This is a genomic window from Paraburkholderia nemoris, from assembly GCF_905221015.1.
GTDB classification, from domain to species: domain Bacteria; phylum Pseudomonadota; class Gammaproteobacteria; order Burkholderiales; family Burkholderiaceae; genus Paraburkholderia; species Paraburkholderia nemoris.
The window spans coordinates 239,446-255,091 of the sequence record NZ_CAJNBO010000004.1 but is presented as its reverse complement, the minus strand read 5'-3'; the positions used below and the strand labels follow the sequence as shown (position 1 = coordinate 255,091).

The 15,646-nt window shown below is 63.1% G+C and carries 10 protein-coding genes; 6 read left to right on the top strand and 4 right to left on the bottom strand.

The window, feature by feature from the left end; translation table 11 throughout:
* Positions 1–30: 30 nt before the first annotated feature.
* The 4 genes from KHO33_RS08005 to KHO33_RS07990 all read right to left on the bottom strand — a co-directional run bounded on the left by KHO33_RS08005 (position 31) and on the right by KHO33_RS07990 (position 7,513).
* The gene (locus KHO33_RS08005) at positions 31–1,857 is read right to left on the bottom strand and encodes a tetratricopeptide repeat protein (protein ID WP_200564398.1); all 1,827 of its coding nucleotides are present in this window, start codon (positions 1,855–1,857) and stop codon (positions 31–33) included.
* A gap of 2 nt (positions 1,858–1,859) precedes the next feature.
* Positions 1,860–3,710: a tetratricopeptide repeat protein gene (locus tag KHO33_RS08000; protein WP_200564397.1), complete on the bottom strand. Its 1,851-nt coding sequence runs from the start codon at positions 3,708–3,710 to the stop codon at positions 1,860–1,862.
* Between the two features lie 288 nt (positions 3,711–3,998).
* Positions 3,999–5,897, bottom strand: coding sequence for a molecular chaperone HtpG (gene htpG, locus KHO33_RS07995; protein ID WP_200564396.1), 1,899 nt, complete (start codon positions 5,895–5,897; stop codon positions 3,999–4,001).
* Between the two features lie 161 nt (positions 5,898–6,058).
* Positions 6,059–7,513: an aminotransferase-like domain-containing protein gene (locus KHO33_RS07990; RefSeq protein ID WP_200564395.1), complete on the bottom strand. Its 1,455-nt coding sequence runs from the start codon at positions 7,511–7,513 to the stop codon at positions 6,059–6,061.
* A gap of 279 nt (positions 7,514–7,792) precedes the next feature.
* Here KHO33_RS07990 and KHO33_RS07985 point away from each other — a divergent pair, with 279 nt between their 5' ends.
* The 6 genes from KHO33_RS07985 to KHO33_RS07960 all read left to right on the top strand — a co-directional run bounded on the left by KHO33_RS07985 (position 7,793) and on the right by KHO33_RS07960 (position 15,635).
* Complete coding sequence (locus KHO33_RS07985) at positions 7,793–8,482, top strand: VOC family protein (protein ID WP_200564394.1); 690 nt, start codon at positions 7,793–7,795, stop codon at positions 8,480–8,482.
* A 75-nt stretch (positions 8,483–8,557) separates the two neighbouring features.
* Positions 8,558–9,754: an aminotransferase-like domain-containing protein gene (locus tag KHO33_RS07980; RefSeq protein WP_054035035.1), complete on the top strand. Its 1,197-nt coding sequence runs from the start codon at positions 8,558–8,560 to the stop codon at positions 9,752–9,754.
* A gap of 63 nt (positions 9,755–9,817) precedes the next feature.
* Positions 9,818–10,282, top strand: coding sequence for a RidA family protein (locus KHO33_RS07975; RefSeq protein WP_200564393.1), 465 nt, complete (start codon positions 9,818–9,820; stop codon positions 10,280–10,282).
* A gap of 181 nt (positions 10,283–10,463) precedes the next feature.
* Positions 10,464–11,375 carry a PhzF family phenazine biosynthesis protein gene (locus tag KHO33_RS07970; protein ID WP_200564392.1) on the top strand — a complete coding sequence of 304 codons (912 nt, stop codon included), beginning with the start codon at positions 10,464–10,466 and terminating at the stop codon, positions 11,373–11,375.
* Between the two features lie 469 nt (positions 11,376–11,844).
* Positions 11,845–14,205: a bifunctional diguanylate cyclase/phosphodiesterase gene (locus KHO33_RS07965; protein WP_200564391.1), complete on the top strand. Its 2,361-nt coding sequence runs from the start codon at positions 11,845–11,847 to the stop codon at positions 14,203–14,205.
* Positions 14,206–14,426: 221 nt separating this feature from the next.
* Positions 14,427–15,635, top strand: a complete 1,209-nt coding sequence (locus KHO33_RS07960) for a chromate transporter (protein ID WP_200564390.1) — start codon at positions 14,427–14,429, stop codon at positions 15,633–15,635.
* Positions 15,636–15,646: the final 11 nt, after the last annotated feature.

The following is a 15,646-nucleotide window of genomic DNA, read 5'->3' as shown; positions in this document are numbered from 1 at the left end:
TGACCAATCGGGCGCCCCACGCGCCCGATTTCATACAGTCAAGTAGTCGTGCAGCGCGGTCTGCACGTCGTCAAGCACCGTATCCCATCGACCCAGCTCCTGCTGCCTGAACAGCCGTGCCGACGGATACCACGGACTATCCTCGCGGTCCACCATCCATCGCCAATCCGTGCAGGCGGGTAGCAGAATCCAAACCGGACTGCCGGATGCACCGGCCAGGTGCGCGACCGCCGTGTCGACGGTGATCACCATGTCGAGCGCCTTGAAAATAGCCAGGGTGTCGGAAAAGCTATTGATCTCCGGGCCGAGCATGTGCATATCGACGCCTGCGGGCAAAGCTGCCGCCTCATCCTGCGCGCGGCCCATTTGCAGCGAAAACCATTTCACCTCGGGCTGCGCGAGGACCGGCCCCAATGCATTCAACGAAATCGAACGATAGCGGTCGAGTCCATAGGCCGGATTACCAGCCCACACGAGTCCGATGCGCATCTTACGCGTCCCGTTCGGCACGACGCTATCGATGGCATCGAGCCGATTTTGCCAGCGGCGAGCCTTCTCAGCCCCGGCGAACAGGTACGGCATCGCGACCGGAAGCATCGGCACCTCCAGCCTCATATACTCCGGCATCCTGAACATTCGACACCAATAGTCGTACGGACCCGGCGGCAGCGTAGTCCATGCGGCATTGACACCGGTCGCGCCACGCGCCAACTCGCCCAGCGGAACCTCGACCCACACGTCGACGATCGCGCCCTGCCGATGTAGCCATGCAGCGAGACGCAGAAACTGAAGTTGATCGCCAAGCCCTTGCTCACCGATAAGAAGGAAGCGGCTTCCCGCCACTGGTTCGCCGTGCCACTCGGGAAAATCGGGGCGGACAAGATCGTGATTTTCCGGCAGTTGTTCATGCCAATGCCATTGTTTCCAGCCCTGTTCAAAGTCGCCGAAACGAAGCTGTGTCGCGGCAAGATTGAACTGCATACGTGCGTCATCAGGCAGCAGCTTCGCTGCCTCGATGGTATGCCGCCGCATTTGCGCGAATTCGCCGACCATGTTGAACGCGTACGACGCGTTGTGATGCAAGCCGGCGTTTCGCGGATCGATGCTGAGTCCCTGAGCGGCCACGCTAATCGCATCGCCGAAGCGATCCACACTGTTTAGCGCGAAGGCCAACTGTCCTAGCGCGGTGGCGTCAGAGGGAAAACTCGCGCGAAGCTGCGCGAGCACACCGTCAATCTGCGCATGGCGGCCTGCTTTCGACAGGGCAGCGATCAGTTCGAGCGCGTCGGAAATCCGCGTTGCGTCAAGAGCCCAGGCGTGCAGCCACAGGTCCGCAGCCTCCGTGATCTGTCCGAGTTCGGTGCTGATTCTGGCTAGTGCGCGAACCGCATGATGCAACGCCGGATCAAGCCTTAGCGCCGCTGCGTAGTGCTCGCGCGCTTCGGCCAGGCGGCCGGAGAGCTTCAGACAATCGGCCAGATTCCGATGCTGGCTAGCGGTCCCGCCGCTCAGATCGAGTGCGCGATGGTAGAACGCTTCGGCCGCCACCCGCTCATTCTGGAGCGCCGCAAGCAATCCGCGATGCTCCCAGATGTCCGCGCGCTCGGGGGCCGCCGTCAACGCCTCGTCCAGGTACTGCCGGGACAGTTCGACCTGATCTTCGCGAAAACAGGCGAGGCCCATGCGGTGGAGAGCGTGCACATGCTGAGGTTGTTGTTCGAGTGCCCGTTCGTATTCGAGCATCGCCTCATGCGTTCGACCCGCGGCGAAGTGGTCGTCAGCACACGCGATCAGGGCGGCGACCACGTGCCCGTCACGGGGAAAGTCCGACGGGCGGGTCAAATTTCGTAGCGGCATTTTTAGAGCCCGTTTCCGTCCGATAGCGCCTGTGTTTTCTCCAGACCCGGCTCGCGGGAGAGCTGCATCGCCTGCAATCTCCCGGTCACCCGCGCGACCACAGGCGCCCAATCGCCCGGTTGCGGTTGCCGGAACAAATCAACCGAGTCGTACCACGGTTGCGTCTCCTCATTGCCCCAACACCAGTGCGACACGTGATCGAGCATCGCCAGCACCGGGCGCCCCAGCGCGCCCCCCAGATGCAAAGGTGCGCTGTCGATGGTGAGCACTGCATCGAGCGCGCTCACGTGCGCGGCCACGTCGTCGAAACCGGCCTGATAGTGCGCAGTCAGATCGCACACGCGATACCCCGCTTCGCTCAGCGCCCTCACATCGACGTCACGGCCCGGCGTCAGCGGATGGAACACGATATCGGGTAGCGCGAGCACCGGCGCCAGCGCCACAAGCGGAATCGAGCGTTTCGCGTCGCGGCGATGCGTCGGGCTGCCGGACCAGACGAGGCCGACATGCAATCGCGCCGCCTCCCCTCCCCCTGCGCTGATCCGCTCGCGCCATGTGGCCACGCGGCTTGCATCAGCAACTAGATAGGCACCCCCGCGCACCTGGTAAGGCTGCAAACCAAGCACCGACGGCACGCTCATGATCGGCAGCCCGAAGTGCGGCTTGCCGAGCGGTCCGTCCTCGATGGACACGCAATCCGCGTAAAAGCGCGCGAACAGCGGCTGTAACGCCCGGCGCACTGCGAGCACCAGCCGACCGCCTTCGTCGCGTACGCGCGCCGCCAGTTCGTGCACGAAGCGCACCATCTGGATATCGTCGCCGTTGCCCTGTTCGCTGTGCACGATCAAGGTCTTGCCGGCCAGCGCTTGACCCTGCCAGCGCGGACACAGCCGTTCCATCAGCGTGACGACGTTGTTCGACTCCCGATCGTCGCGCGTCAGACGGGCCGCGAAGTGCGGCCATGCGCTCGACCAGTCGCCGCGCCGCAACTTCAGATCGGCCAGATCGACGGCCGCCTGCGATGCGGACGGGTCGAGCGTGAGCGCCGCATGCAGCGCCGTTTCGCTTTCTGCAAAACGCGCCTGCTCGGCCAGATGCATGCCGATCGCGCCCAGCACGTGGGCATTGCCTGGCGCAGCGGCATCGACGGCGCGCATGGTTGCCTCGGCCGCGGCGGCGTCGTTGCATTGCCACTGCGCATGACTCAGTTGCCAGGCGATTTCTGCATCGGCGGGATGGCGTGTCAGCACCTCACGGCAAACGCGTTCGACCGTGGACCAATCGCGGATCTCGCGAAAAGCCAGCGCGAGCTGTAACGGCAAAGCGGGGTGGATCGCCGGATCGAGCGCATAGGCCCGCAGCAGCGCCGCGCGACGCTCGGCTCGCGCGGCCGCATCCGGCGACGCCGCAAGCGCAATCGCCAACCACCAGGGGGCGCGGGCATCTTGTGGCTCGTGTTGCTCATACGCGCGCAACATGTGTGCCGCCGCCGAATGCGCGCCGCAGCGATCGATCAACCAGACGATCCATTCGAGCGTCGCTGCCAACGGTTGGGTGGTTACCGCCAACTCGCTGTTGCGCTGCGCGGCGTCAACGCGGCCGAGTGCGTCGGCGAACAAGGCTAACCGGGCGTGACGCGCGCCATTCGCTGCCGCCTGCGCCTGCGACGCACTGTGGTACGCCGCTTCAAAACGCCCTGCGCTCGCGCAAAGGTCCGCGTGCAATTGCGGCGTGACACCCTCCGCGATGAGTTCGAGGGCTCGTCGCTCAGCAGCGTCGAAACCTTGCTCGCGCAAGATCGACCACAGAATAAACACAGGATCGGCGGGTTTCACCAAGGTGGAATCGGACATAGGAATACAGAGAGTTATCGCGGCGCGTCAATGCGCAATGGCAGAAATGAGATCGGATGCGTGAACGGTCGGGAACCTACAAATAGTCCCTTAAGCATCCGAATTTCGATCGCGCAAGCATAAGACAGAACCGCGTTTTCACATCTCACAAATCAATCTCGATTTAGCGCGTTGAACGGACTTGATCGGTTAAAGAAGAACAAAAAAAATGCGCTGCCAAGGCAGCGCATTTTTTTAATCACAAGCGTCAAAACGACGCCGGTCCAGGCTTAATTCAAACTCGAAAACTCAACCCGCACGCGCCAGCAACAACGCGTTGGTACGCTTCACGAAGCTGGCGGGATCTTCCAGCGCGCCGCCTTCGGCGAGCAAAGCCTGATCGAACAACAGATGACACCAGTCGTCGAAATTCGCGCTGTCCGCATGCAAGCCCTTCACCAGCGCATGCTCCGGATTCACTTCGAGAATCGGGTGGAACGACGGCGCTTCCTGACCCGCCGCCTTCAGCATACGTTGCAAATAGCCGCTCATTTCGCCATCGTCGGCCACGAGGCAGGACGGCGAATCGGTCAGGCGGAACGTCAGGCGCACGTCCTTGGCCTTGTCCTTCAGCGCTTCTTTCATCTTGTCGACAAGTGGCTTGAACTCTTCGCCGACCTTCTCCTGCGCCTGCTTTTCTTCATCATTCAGCGCGCCCAGATCGAGATCGCCGCGCGCGACGCTTTGCAGCGGCTTGCCGTCGAATTCGTTCAGGAACGACAGCATCCATTCATCGACGCGATCGGTCAGCAGCAGCACTTCCACGCCCTTCTTGCGGAACACCTCGAGATGCGGGCTGTGGGTCGCGGCCTGCCAGGTGTCGGCCGTCACGTAATAGATCTTCGTTTGCTCGGGTTTCATCCGCGCAACGTAATCGGCGAGCGAGACATTTTGCTCCGGCGATTCCGTATGCGTCGACGCGAAACGCACCAGCTTCGCAATACGCTCGCGATTGGCGAAATCTTCGCCGATGCCTTCCTTCAGCACCTGCCCGAATTCCTTCCAGAAGCCGGCGTACTTTTCCTTATCGGCGTCGTTCTCCGAGTTCGCCAATTCTTCGAGCATCGACAGCGAACGCTTGGTCACGCCTTCGCGGATCGCCTTCACGTCGCGGCTTTCCTGCAGGATTTCGCGCGACACGTTCAGCGGCAGATCAGCGGAATCGACCACGCCCTTCACGAAACGCAGATAGCCCGGCAGCAATTGCTCGGCGTCGTCCATGATAAACACGCGCTTCACGTACAGCTTCAGGCCGGCGCGATGATCGCGGTTGAACATGTCGAACGGCGCATGCGTCGGCACATACAGCAGTTGCGTGTACTCGCTGCGACCTTCGACGCGGTTATGCGTCCACGTCAGCGGATCCTGATGATCGTGCGAGAGGTGCTGGTAGAACTGCTTGTACTGTTCTTCGGTGATGTCGTTCTTCGAACGGGTCCACAGCGCGCTCGCCTGGTTGACGGTCTCGTCCTCGTCCTTCGTGACCATCTCGCTCTTTTCAGCGTCCCACTCTTCCTTCGCCATCAGGATGGGCAGCGCGACGTGGTCCGAGTACTTCTGGATGATCGACTTCAGACGATGCGACGACAGCAGCTCGTCTTCATCGGCACGCAGATGCAGCGTGATGGTCGTGCCGCGCGCGGCGCGCTCGATTTGCTCGACCGCGAAATCGCCCTCGCCCGCGCTTTCCCAGCGCACGCCTTCCGAGGCCGGCAAGCCGGCACGGCGCGTTTCGACCGTGATCTTGTCCGCGACGATGAAGCCCGAGTAAAAGCCCACGCCAAACTGGCCGATCAGCGCCGCATCTTTCTGCTGGTCGCCGGAAAGCTTGCCGAAGAATTCCTTGGTGCCCGAACGCGCGATCGTGCCGAGGTTGGCGATCGCTTCGTCACGGCTCATACCGATGCCGTTGTCGTCGAGCGTGATGGTGCGGGCGGCCTTGTCGTACGACACGCGAATCCGCAAATTCGGATCGTTTTCGTACAGCGCGCTGTTTTCGATTGCTTCGAAGCGCAGCTTATCGGCCGCGTCGGACGCGTTCGAAATCAGCTCGCGCAGAAAGATTTCCTTGTTGCTGTACAGCGAATGGATCATCAGGTGCAGAAGTTGTTTAACTTCTGCCTGAAAGCTCATGGTTTCTTGTGCCATGGTCGGACTTCCTCTCTGTTACGAATGGGGTTCTAGTCAGGCGTGGCGCACGGCCGCGAGCCGCTTGGGGCCCGCTTGAGCCCCTCTTTGGCCGCTGGGGCCGTGCCACCGGGTGGCCGGATTGCCGTGTCGCCGCTAAGTTGGGGCAAGCCGGCGCGGTTTCAAGAGGCGCGCCGCGCGACGCTGTCGAGATAACGGCACAGGAACGTCGACAGCTCGGGATCGCCGCAGTTGGCGATGTTGAAGCGCATCCACGTGGTAGGCGACTGCAACGGAGAAAACAGGCTGCCAGGCGTCAGCAGAAAGCCTTCTTCGTGGCCGGCGGCCGCGAGCGCGCTCGCATCGACGCCCGTGTCGGCCCACAGGAACATGCCCGCCGCGGGCGTCAGAAACAGCTTCATGCCGGTCTTTTCGAGCATCCGCACCGATTTTTCGCGCACGCCGTCGAGCCGCGCGCGCAGCCGCTCGACGTGCCGGCGGTAATGACCCTCGGTGAGAATCTTGTAGAGCACGCGCTCGTTCAGTTCGGGGCTCGTCATGCCGACCAGCATTTTCTGATCGCTGACGGCCGTGGCCACTTCGGGCGCACTGGCGATAAAACCCACGCGCAGATTGGGCGCGAGCGTCTTCGAAAAACTGCCCAGGTAGATCACGCGCTTCAACTGGTCGAGGCTCGCGAGACGCGTGCCCGGATAGCTCGGCGGGCACAGATCGCCGTAAATATCGTCTTCGACGACGATGAAATCGTAGGCCTCGGCGAGACGCAAAATGCGGAACGCCTGCGCGGCCGTGAGCGAGGTGCCGGTGGGATTCTGCAGCACCGAATTGATCACCAGCATTTTCGGCCGCCAGGTCTCGACGAGCGACTCGAGCGCGTCGAGGTCTGGGCCGTCTGGTGTGTACGGCATGCCGACCAGCCGCGCGCCCTGCGACGCGAAGCGCCCGAACATCTGAAACCAGGCCGGATCGCCGACGATCACCGCATCGCCCGGCTTCACGTAAATCCGCGAAATCAGATCGATCGCCTGGGTGATGCCGGAGACCATCACGATCTGATCCGGCGAAGCGCCGATTTCTAACTCCTCAAGGCGCGTCTGCAACTGCTGGCGCAGCGGCAAAAAGCCTTGCGGCGTGCCGATGCCGAGCATCTGCGCGCCGCTTTGCCGGCCGAGCGTGCGCAGCGCATTGGTGATCAGATCGCCGTCAAGCCAGCGGCCCGGTAGGTAGCCGAGGCCCGGACTGCGCTCGGGGCGCGCACCCGTATGCAGCATGTTGCGCAGCAGCCAGACGACATCGATCGTGGCCGGCGCGGGCGCCGCTGCGGCGATCGTGCGGATTTCAGCCGTCGGCGTAGCGCCCAATCGTTCGCGCACATAGAAGCCTGAGCCGCGCCGCGACTCCAGGTAGCCCTGCGCCACCAGCCGCTCATACGCCTCGACCACGGTGAAGCGCGATACGCCCTTGTCCAGCGCCAGCTTGCGGATCGACGGCATGCGCATGCCGGGACGGAACACGCGCTCCTCGATGCGGCGGCGCGCCCACTGGACGAGCTGCTCGACCAGCGTCAGCGACGTCGTATCGTGAGGCGTGGGAATCTGGGTAAGCGGGACGGACATAACGGGCTCCAACTGTACCGAACGGTATCGAGTCGATTGTACCGTTACTGTGCCGGTCGCCGCCGCTACATTTAAGGCTACATTTAAGATAAGCAACGGATGATGAAGCGGCGCAGGTTGGATCCCGCCGCTCACGAGCGATCTCGGGCAAGACCCACCCAAACGCCATCCGCCTGGCCCGCCGACCCGGCAAACGGTTATGCTTACGACCCCGGCAACGCTGCTGCCGCACCCGGCGCGCGTTCCGGCTTACCGCAGAAACCGTTTTCCTGATCCGCCATGACTGCCCATTCGCTCCGTCTCGATCACCTCGTGATTTCCGCCCGTACCCTCGACGAGGGCACGCAATACGTTGCCGATACGCTCGGCGTCGCACCGGCCGGCGGCGGCGCGCATCCGCTGATGCGCACGCACAATCGTCTGCTGAATCTATGGGGCGGCGTGTATCTGGAAGTGATCGCGATCGACCCGCAGGCAGCAGAACCGGCGGATGGCGCCGCGCCTCGTGCCCGCCTGTTCGCCCTCGACGACCCGGCGACGCAAGCGCGGCTCGAAAAAGGCCCGTACCTGTCGCACTGGGTTGCCCGAGTCGAGCGGCCGAAGCAGCTCACAGCGTGGCAAACGCAGTATCCGGCGCGCATCGCACCGATCGTGCCGATGACGCGTGGCGATTTCACATGGAGCCTGTCCGTGCCTGACGATGGCGCCTTCCCCGCGTGGCAAGGCGCCGGCGACGGCGTACTGCCGACGCTGATCCAGTGGGACACGCCGCGGCATCCGTCGGCGGTCCTGCCGGAAACGGACATCGCACTGAAAGCTTTGAAAGCAGTCCATCCGCAAGCCCACACGATCGCCGCGCAATTGCACTGGCTGGGCGCGGCGCACCTGATCGCACTCGAACCCACGGAAGGCGCAGCGGCACTCGTCGCCGAGTTTGAAACATCCGAGGGTCTACGGACCCTTAAATAAGCAGCGCGCGCGGGCCGTCGACTCGCGCGATAATCGAAGTTTTGACCGGTTCCAGACATACCAGCAGAGGAGACCATGGACCAAAGCGACTTGAAAGCCCCCACGTGGCAACTGTCCGAACGCGCACGCAAGCTCACGAGCTCGGCGATCCGCGAGATCCTGAAAGTCACGGAACGGCCCGAAGTCATTTCGTTCGCGGGCGGCCTGCCCTCGCCGGCAACCTTCCCGGCCGAGCGCATGCGCGAAGCATCCGACCGCATTCTGCGCGACGCGCCCGCCGCGGCGTTGCAATACAGCGCGACCGAAGGCTATTTGCCGCTGCGTGAATGGATCGCGCAACGCTACTCGGTGAACGGCGCGCAGATTCGTCCTTCGCAGGTATTGATCACGACCGGCTCGCAGCAAGCGCTCGATCTGCTCGGCAAAGTGCTGGTGTGCCCGGACAGCCCCGTGCTGGTCGAAACGCCGACTTACCTCGGCGCGCTGCAATCGTTCTCGATGTACGAGCCGCGCTACGTGCAGGTGCCGACCGACGAGCAAGGCCTGATCCCCGAAGCGCTCACGCCCGAACTGACGGCCGGCGCACGCCTCCTGTACGCACAACCGAATTTCCAGAATCCGACGGGCCGCCGTCTGCCGGTAGAACGCCGCCGCGCCTTGGCCGCGTTCGCGAAGACCGCGCCGTTCCCGGTGATCGAAGACGATCCCTACGGCGCGCTCGACTATGCGGGCGAGCCGCTGCCCACCATGCTGTCGATGGCGCCGGACCACATCGTCCATCTCGGCTCGTTCTCGAAGGTGCTGGCGCCGGGCCTGCGGGTCGGCTACATCATTGCGCCCGAAGAGTTGATCTTCAAGCTCGTGCAGGCCAAGCAAGCCACCGATCTGCACACGCCGAGCTTCACGCAACGCATCGTGTACGAAGTGATCAAGGACGGTTTCCTCGACACGCACGTGCCGACCATTCGCGAGCTGTACCGCGATCAATGCGCGGCGATGCTGGCCGCGCTCGAACGCTACATGCCGGAAGGCGTAAGCTGGAACCGGCCGGAAGGCGGCATGTTCGTGTGGGTGAATTTGCCCGCACAGATCGACAGCATGAAGCTGCTCGAAGAAGCCGTCGCGCAGAATGTCGCGTTCGTGCCGGGCGGTCCGTTCTTCGCGAACGAAGCCCAGCACAATACGCTGCGCCTGTCGTTCGTCACGGTCCCGCCGGCGAAGATCGACGAAGGCGTGTCGCGTCTCGCGGCACTGATCCGCGCGAAGGTCTAAGCTGTCCCGACCAACTCGCGCCACCGAATTTCATTACTGTTCACTACCGACCAAGGACACACCATGGCTCAATCAAACGTGTACGACAAGCTTAAGGAACTGGGCATCGAACTGCCGAGCGCAGGCGCGCCGGCAGCCGCTTATGTGATGAGCGCGCAAAGCGGCAACACGGTGTACCTGTCGGGCCACATCGCGAAGAAAGACGGCAAGGTGTGGGCCGGCAAGCTCGGCGCCACCCTCACCACCGAAGAAGGCAAGGCCGCCGCGCGCTCCATCGCGATCGACCTGCTCGCCACGCTGCACTCGCATGTGGGCGACCTCAACCGCGTCACGCGCATCGTCAAGCTGATGAGCCTCGTCAACTCGACGCTCGAGTTCACCGAGCAGCATCTGGTGACCAACGGCGCCTCCGAGCTGATCGCGGACGTGTTCGGCGAGCGCGGCAAGCATGCGCGCTCGGCGTTCGGCGTGGCACAGATTCCGCTCGGCGCATGCGTCGAGATCGAGATGATCGCCGAAGTCGAATAACAACCGCCAACCGGTTCGGCCTCCGGTTCGCCCGGCCGGTCGTCCCGAGTCTACTGAACGCGTCGCGAGGTGTCGGTCACCTGCGGCGCGTTTTGCTTTTGTGGCGAGGTAGATCGTTCCTTTGGCACCAGATAGAATCCGCCAACCCTATCAATCTGCCGGATTCGCCGGACTGCGCCTGATGACCGCTCACATCGTTCGTTTCAAACAAGTCGACGTGTTCACGTCGGTGCCGTTCAAAGGCAATCCGCTTGCAGTCGTGTTCGATGCCGATGCACTCGATGCCGACCAGATGCAGGCCATCGCGCACTGGACCAATCTTTGCGAAACGACCTTCCTGTTGAAGCCGACCGACCCGGCCGCCGACTATCGCGTGCGTATCTTCACGACGCATGGCGAATTGCCGTTCGCCGGTCATCCGACACTCGGCACCGCCCATGCGCTGCTCGAAAGCGGGTACCAGCCTAAGCAGGCCGGCAAGCTGGTGCAGCAATGCGGCGTAGGTCTCGTCGAATTGAAGGCGCTGAAGGCTGCGGCTGAATCGACTGGTGAAGCACAGGAGACATGGGCATTCGCCGCACCGCCCGCGCGCGTCACAGCGCTTCCCCAGGATCAGTACGCGGCGCTCTCTACGGCTTTGCGTAGCGACGCGATCGACTTCAGCGCGACGCCCTGCGCGGTCGACAATGGTGCGCCCTGGCTCGTGGTACGCGTCAATTCAGCGCGCGACTGCCTCGCACTCGAACCCGATGCCGCCGCGCTCGCCGACCTCGTGCATGCAATGGACACCCACGGTCTTGCCGTCTATGGACCGCACGGCGCTGACGGCCCGGCCACCTTCGAGGTGCGCTGCCTGATGGCAGGCGGCCGCTTCGGCGTCGGCGAAGATCCGGTGACGGGCAGCGCGAACGCCGCGCTCGCGGGCCTGCTGAGCGCCCAGCAGTTGCGCCCCGGCGCGCACTACACGGCCCGCCAGGGCACCGCGCTGGGTCGTGCCGGCAACGTTTCGGTGCACTACGACGATGCAGCCGGCAAAACGTGGATCGGCGGGCCTTCGGTCACGATCGTCGACGGCACGTTCCGCTTGCCATGAACGGCGCAGCGCTCGATTGCGGGTTCGCGCGCGCCGGCCTGGCGCTGAGCGCCGGCCGTGTTTTGCCGCTTCAGGCCACGCTTAACAACAAAATGCCGCACCTTCTGCGCGATTAATGCGCCATGCATGACAAGAGGCCTGGCACACCTGAATTCCATATCCCGATGAAATATTCGAAAACAAGTGCCAGGCCGCAGCCCCATGGCTGGCTGCGCCGGCTGCGAATTCAGCCGGCCGGCACGCCCTGTTGCGCCCGCGTATACCCGATGCGAGGACTCTTCCTTAATCCAGTGGCATTAAGTAATATCGAAACGTACCCGATGACCTGCGGATGGTCAGGCACGACGCCACGCTCCCTTCCCCTGCGCAGCAGTCCCGGCACCTTGGTCACCATGCAGCCACCCATGAAATTAGCGCAGTCAATGCTCGCGCAGTTGCAACTGGCCGGCACCAGGGCACGGGCCGCCCGATGAGCCAGTTCCGCTTCTCCGACCAGCGCGAAGCCAAACCCCGCCGCGACCCCGCCGTGTCGCGCCGCCGTGCCTTGCTCGCCATTCCGGCGCTCGGCGTGCTGGTGCTGATCCTGCTTTGGACCGTGATCTTCGCGCGCCTGTCGGTTGAGAAAGAAGCCACGAATCGTGAGGCGATGGCCTCTGCCGCGATTCTCTCCGCGGCGCTGGAGCAGCACACGGTCAAGGCGATTCATCAGGTCGACCAGATCACCCGCTTCGTCAAATACGAGTTCGAGAAAACGCCGAGTCATTTCGATCTCGCCAGTACGGTGGAAAAAGGCGTGGTGCAAAGCGAGACGCTGGTGCAGGTGTCGCTGATCGACGAGCACGGCACGCTGATCGCCAACACGGCCGAACTCAATCCCAAACACATCGATCTGTCGGACCGCGAACACTTCAAGGTCCACGAACACGAAAACGACGACCAGCTGTATATCAGCAAGCCGGTGCTCGGCCGCGTATCCGGCCACTGGACCTTGCAGATGACGCGGCGTCTGAATCATCCCGACGGCTCGTTCGCGGGCGTCGTGGTGGTCTCCGAAGACCCGAGCTATTTCACCAGCGACTTCTACAACAACGCGGCCATTGGCCGCGAAGGCGTGATCGCGGTGATCTCGGACAACGGCACGGTGCTGGCGCGCCGCACCGGCAGCGTCGACACCGCCAGCGGTTCATTTTCGGCGAGCGGTTCGTATCCGACCTCGGAGCATGTGTCGGGCACGTACGTCGATTCGATCGACAACGTCACGCGTATCGTCTCGTACCGGCATATCGACGGCTATCCGCTCGGCGTGCTGGTGGGCCTGTCGCAAGCCGAGGAATTCGCCGACTACAACCACACGCGCAACGTCTATCTGCTGATGGCCGGTTTCATCTCACTCGCCATGCTGAGCTTCTTCGCAGTGGCCACCGGTTTGATCGGCAAGCTGCTCGGACGCGAGCGCGAGATGACGCATCTGGTCGAGTACGACCTGCTGACCGGTTTGCGCAATCGCTATGCGACGCTGCAAACATTGCGGCACGACGTGGCACAGCATTCCAATCTCGGGCGCCTCGCGATTCTCTTCATCGACCTGGACAACTTCAAGACCGTCAACGACACCCTAGGCCACAACGCCGGCGACATCGTGCTGCAAATGACGGCCTCGCGCCTCGCCACCGCGGTCGGCGACGGTGGCGCCTTGAGCCGCATCGGCGGCGACGAGTTCGTCGTGGTGATCAAGGGCGACGACGTCGAAAAGCGCGCCGTCACGCTCGCTGAAGCGGCAGCCGAGGCGTTCTCCAAGCCTTTCGAAGTGCGCGGCAGTTCGTTCGTGTTGCACGCGAGCATCGGCATCGCGCTCTACTCGGTCGCCAACGAGAGCGAGATCGACCTGCTGAAAAAGGCCGACCTGGCGATGTACAGCGCGAAAGACGCTGGCAAGAACTGCTACCAGTTTTATTCACCGCAGTTGTCGCACCGCGCGGACCATTTGATGAAGTGGGAGCAGCAACTGCGCGTCGCGCTCGCCGAAGGCCAACTGTTCCTCGCCTATCAGCCGAAGATCGATCTGACGCGCCGCTGCATCACCGGTTTCGAAGCGCTGGTGCGCTGGAACCATCCGCAACACGGCTTGATTCCGGCCAACGAATTCATTCCGGTCGCCGAATCGACCGGTTTGATCGTGCCCATCGGCGACTTCGTGATCGAGACCGCGTGCCGCCAACTGGCGTTGTGGCAGCAACAGGGCTACGACACGCTCTCGCTCGCGGTCAACATCTCCGCGGTGCAGTTCTGGCGCGGCGATCTGTACGAAACCATCTCGCACGCGATCGAGGAAAGCGGCATCTCCGCGCGCCGCCTCGAACTTGAAATCACCGAGACGGCGATGATGGAATACCCCGAACTCGTGTCGGAGAAAATCTTCGCGTTGAAGCGCCTCGGCGTGCGGATCGCGCTCGACGACTTCGGCACAGGCTATTCGTCGCTGTCCTACCTGAACCGCTTCTCGGTCGACACGCTGAAGGTGGACCGTTCGTTCGTCCAGGCGATTCCCGGCGACCGCAGTGTCTGCGTGATGGTCACTGCGATCGTCAACCTGGCGCGTTCGCTCGGACTCACGGTGGTGGTCGAAGGCACCGAGACCGAAGAGCAGATTGCGTGGCTCGCCGCGCTCGGCCATATCGAGGCGCAAGGTTTCCTGTTTTCGCGCCCGGTGCCGGTCGAAGCGATTCCGGCGTTGCTCGAACGCTTCGGCGTATGCGGCATGAAGGGTCACCGCCTGGCGCATGATGTCGACAGCACCCGCAGCGTGTCCAGCACCAGCACGAATAGCTGAATGCGGCCCGGCGGTGGCGCGCCTGTCACGCACAAGCGCGCCGCACGCAGCCTATAAGCGTAGATGCGGCACCCCCGCGCTTATCCAACCGCTGCATCGCAAAACCGGCTACATTCACGCTGTAATGCGTCACAGCGCGATGCCGTCTGCGGGCCGCGCCAATACACACACAACAATGATCTCAGAGGGCGGGCCGCCCGCGTGCGGGGGCCCGCGTCGCCATGCAGTCGATCACGAGCCAGAATGCCGCTAGGCGAGGAAAACGGGAACCGCTATGGACGCTGTTCCGGGTCGTGTTCGGCCTGTCGGCGCTGTCGTGGGGCGGTCTCGCGCTGATGGCGCAACTTGAAAACCACTACGTGGAGCGCGAGGGGCGGCTCTCGCGCGTGGCGTTTTCCGATCTGATCGCGCTTGCCTGGATGGTGCCAGGACCCGTGGGCTGCAATGTCGCCGTGCAACTGGGACATGCACTGCGTGGACGCACCGGCGCCTGGGTGGCGGGCGTCGCAAGCGTGCTGCCCTTTTTCATGCTGATGACGCTATTCGCGATCTTCTATCGCACGCCACTCGTGCGCGCCGCCGCCTCCCAAACCCTGCTCAATCACTTCAGCGTGGTGCTGGCTACACTGATCGCGATCACCTGGTACAAACAGACGCGCGCGCTGGTGCGCGGCAAACTCGAATGGATCGCGGCGGTAATTGGTTGCGTGGCGCTTTTCTATGCACGCAGTCCCGCGGCCTATGTGGTGATGCTCGGCGCAGCCTTCGGCACCGGTTGGTTCGTCAGTCCGGTTCGCAATACTCGCATCGTGGTGTCGATCGGTCGCGGCGACTGGCAGATGCTGGCCGCATTGAGCGTGTTGCTGGTGTTGTTCGCGCTGCCGTTGCCACATCGCTATGAACTGGCGCTGCTATGGCCGCGGCTGGCCGGTGCAGGCATGACTTTGTTCGGCGGCGGCTTCTCGGCGTTGCCGGTACTTAAGACATTGTTCGTCACACCGGCGATTGGCGTGTCGGATAACGACTTCACCTTGGCGTTTTCGCTCTCCCCGTTGTCGCCGGGACCGCTGTTGAATGTGGTGCCGTTCTTCGGCTATCTGGTGGATGGCTGGGCAGGCGCGCTGATTGCTACGCTCGCGCTGTTTGTGCCGTCGGGCTGCCTCGTCGTGCTGGCGCAGCGTCATCTGCATCAGTTGAAGGCCAATCCGCGTTTCGAGCACGGCATGCGCATCCTGCGCGCGGTCACCACCGCGTTTCTGGCAGTGGCCGTGCTGCGCATCGCGGTGCATGTGCCGTTTAAACCCGTGTATCTGGTGACGGCGCTGTTCTCCGGCATGTGCTTCGTAAAGCTCAAGGTGCCGGTGTATGTGGTGTACGGGACAGTGGCGGTCGTGTGTGGATTGTGGCTTGCCTACGGCGCCATGCAGTAGGCAGGCCGGGC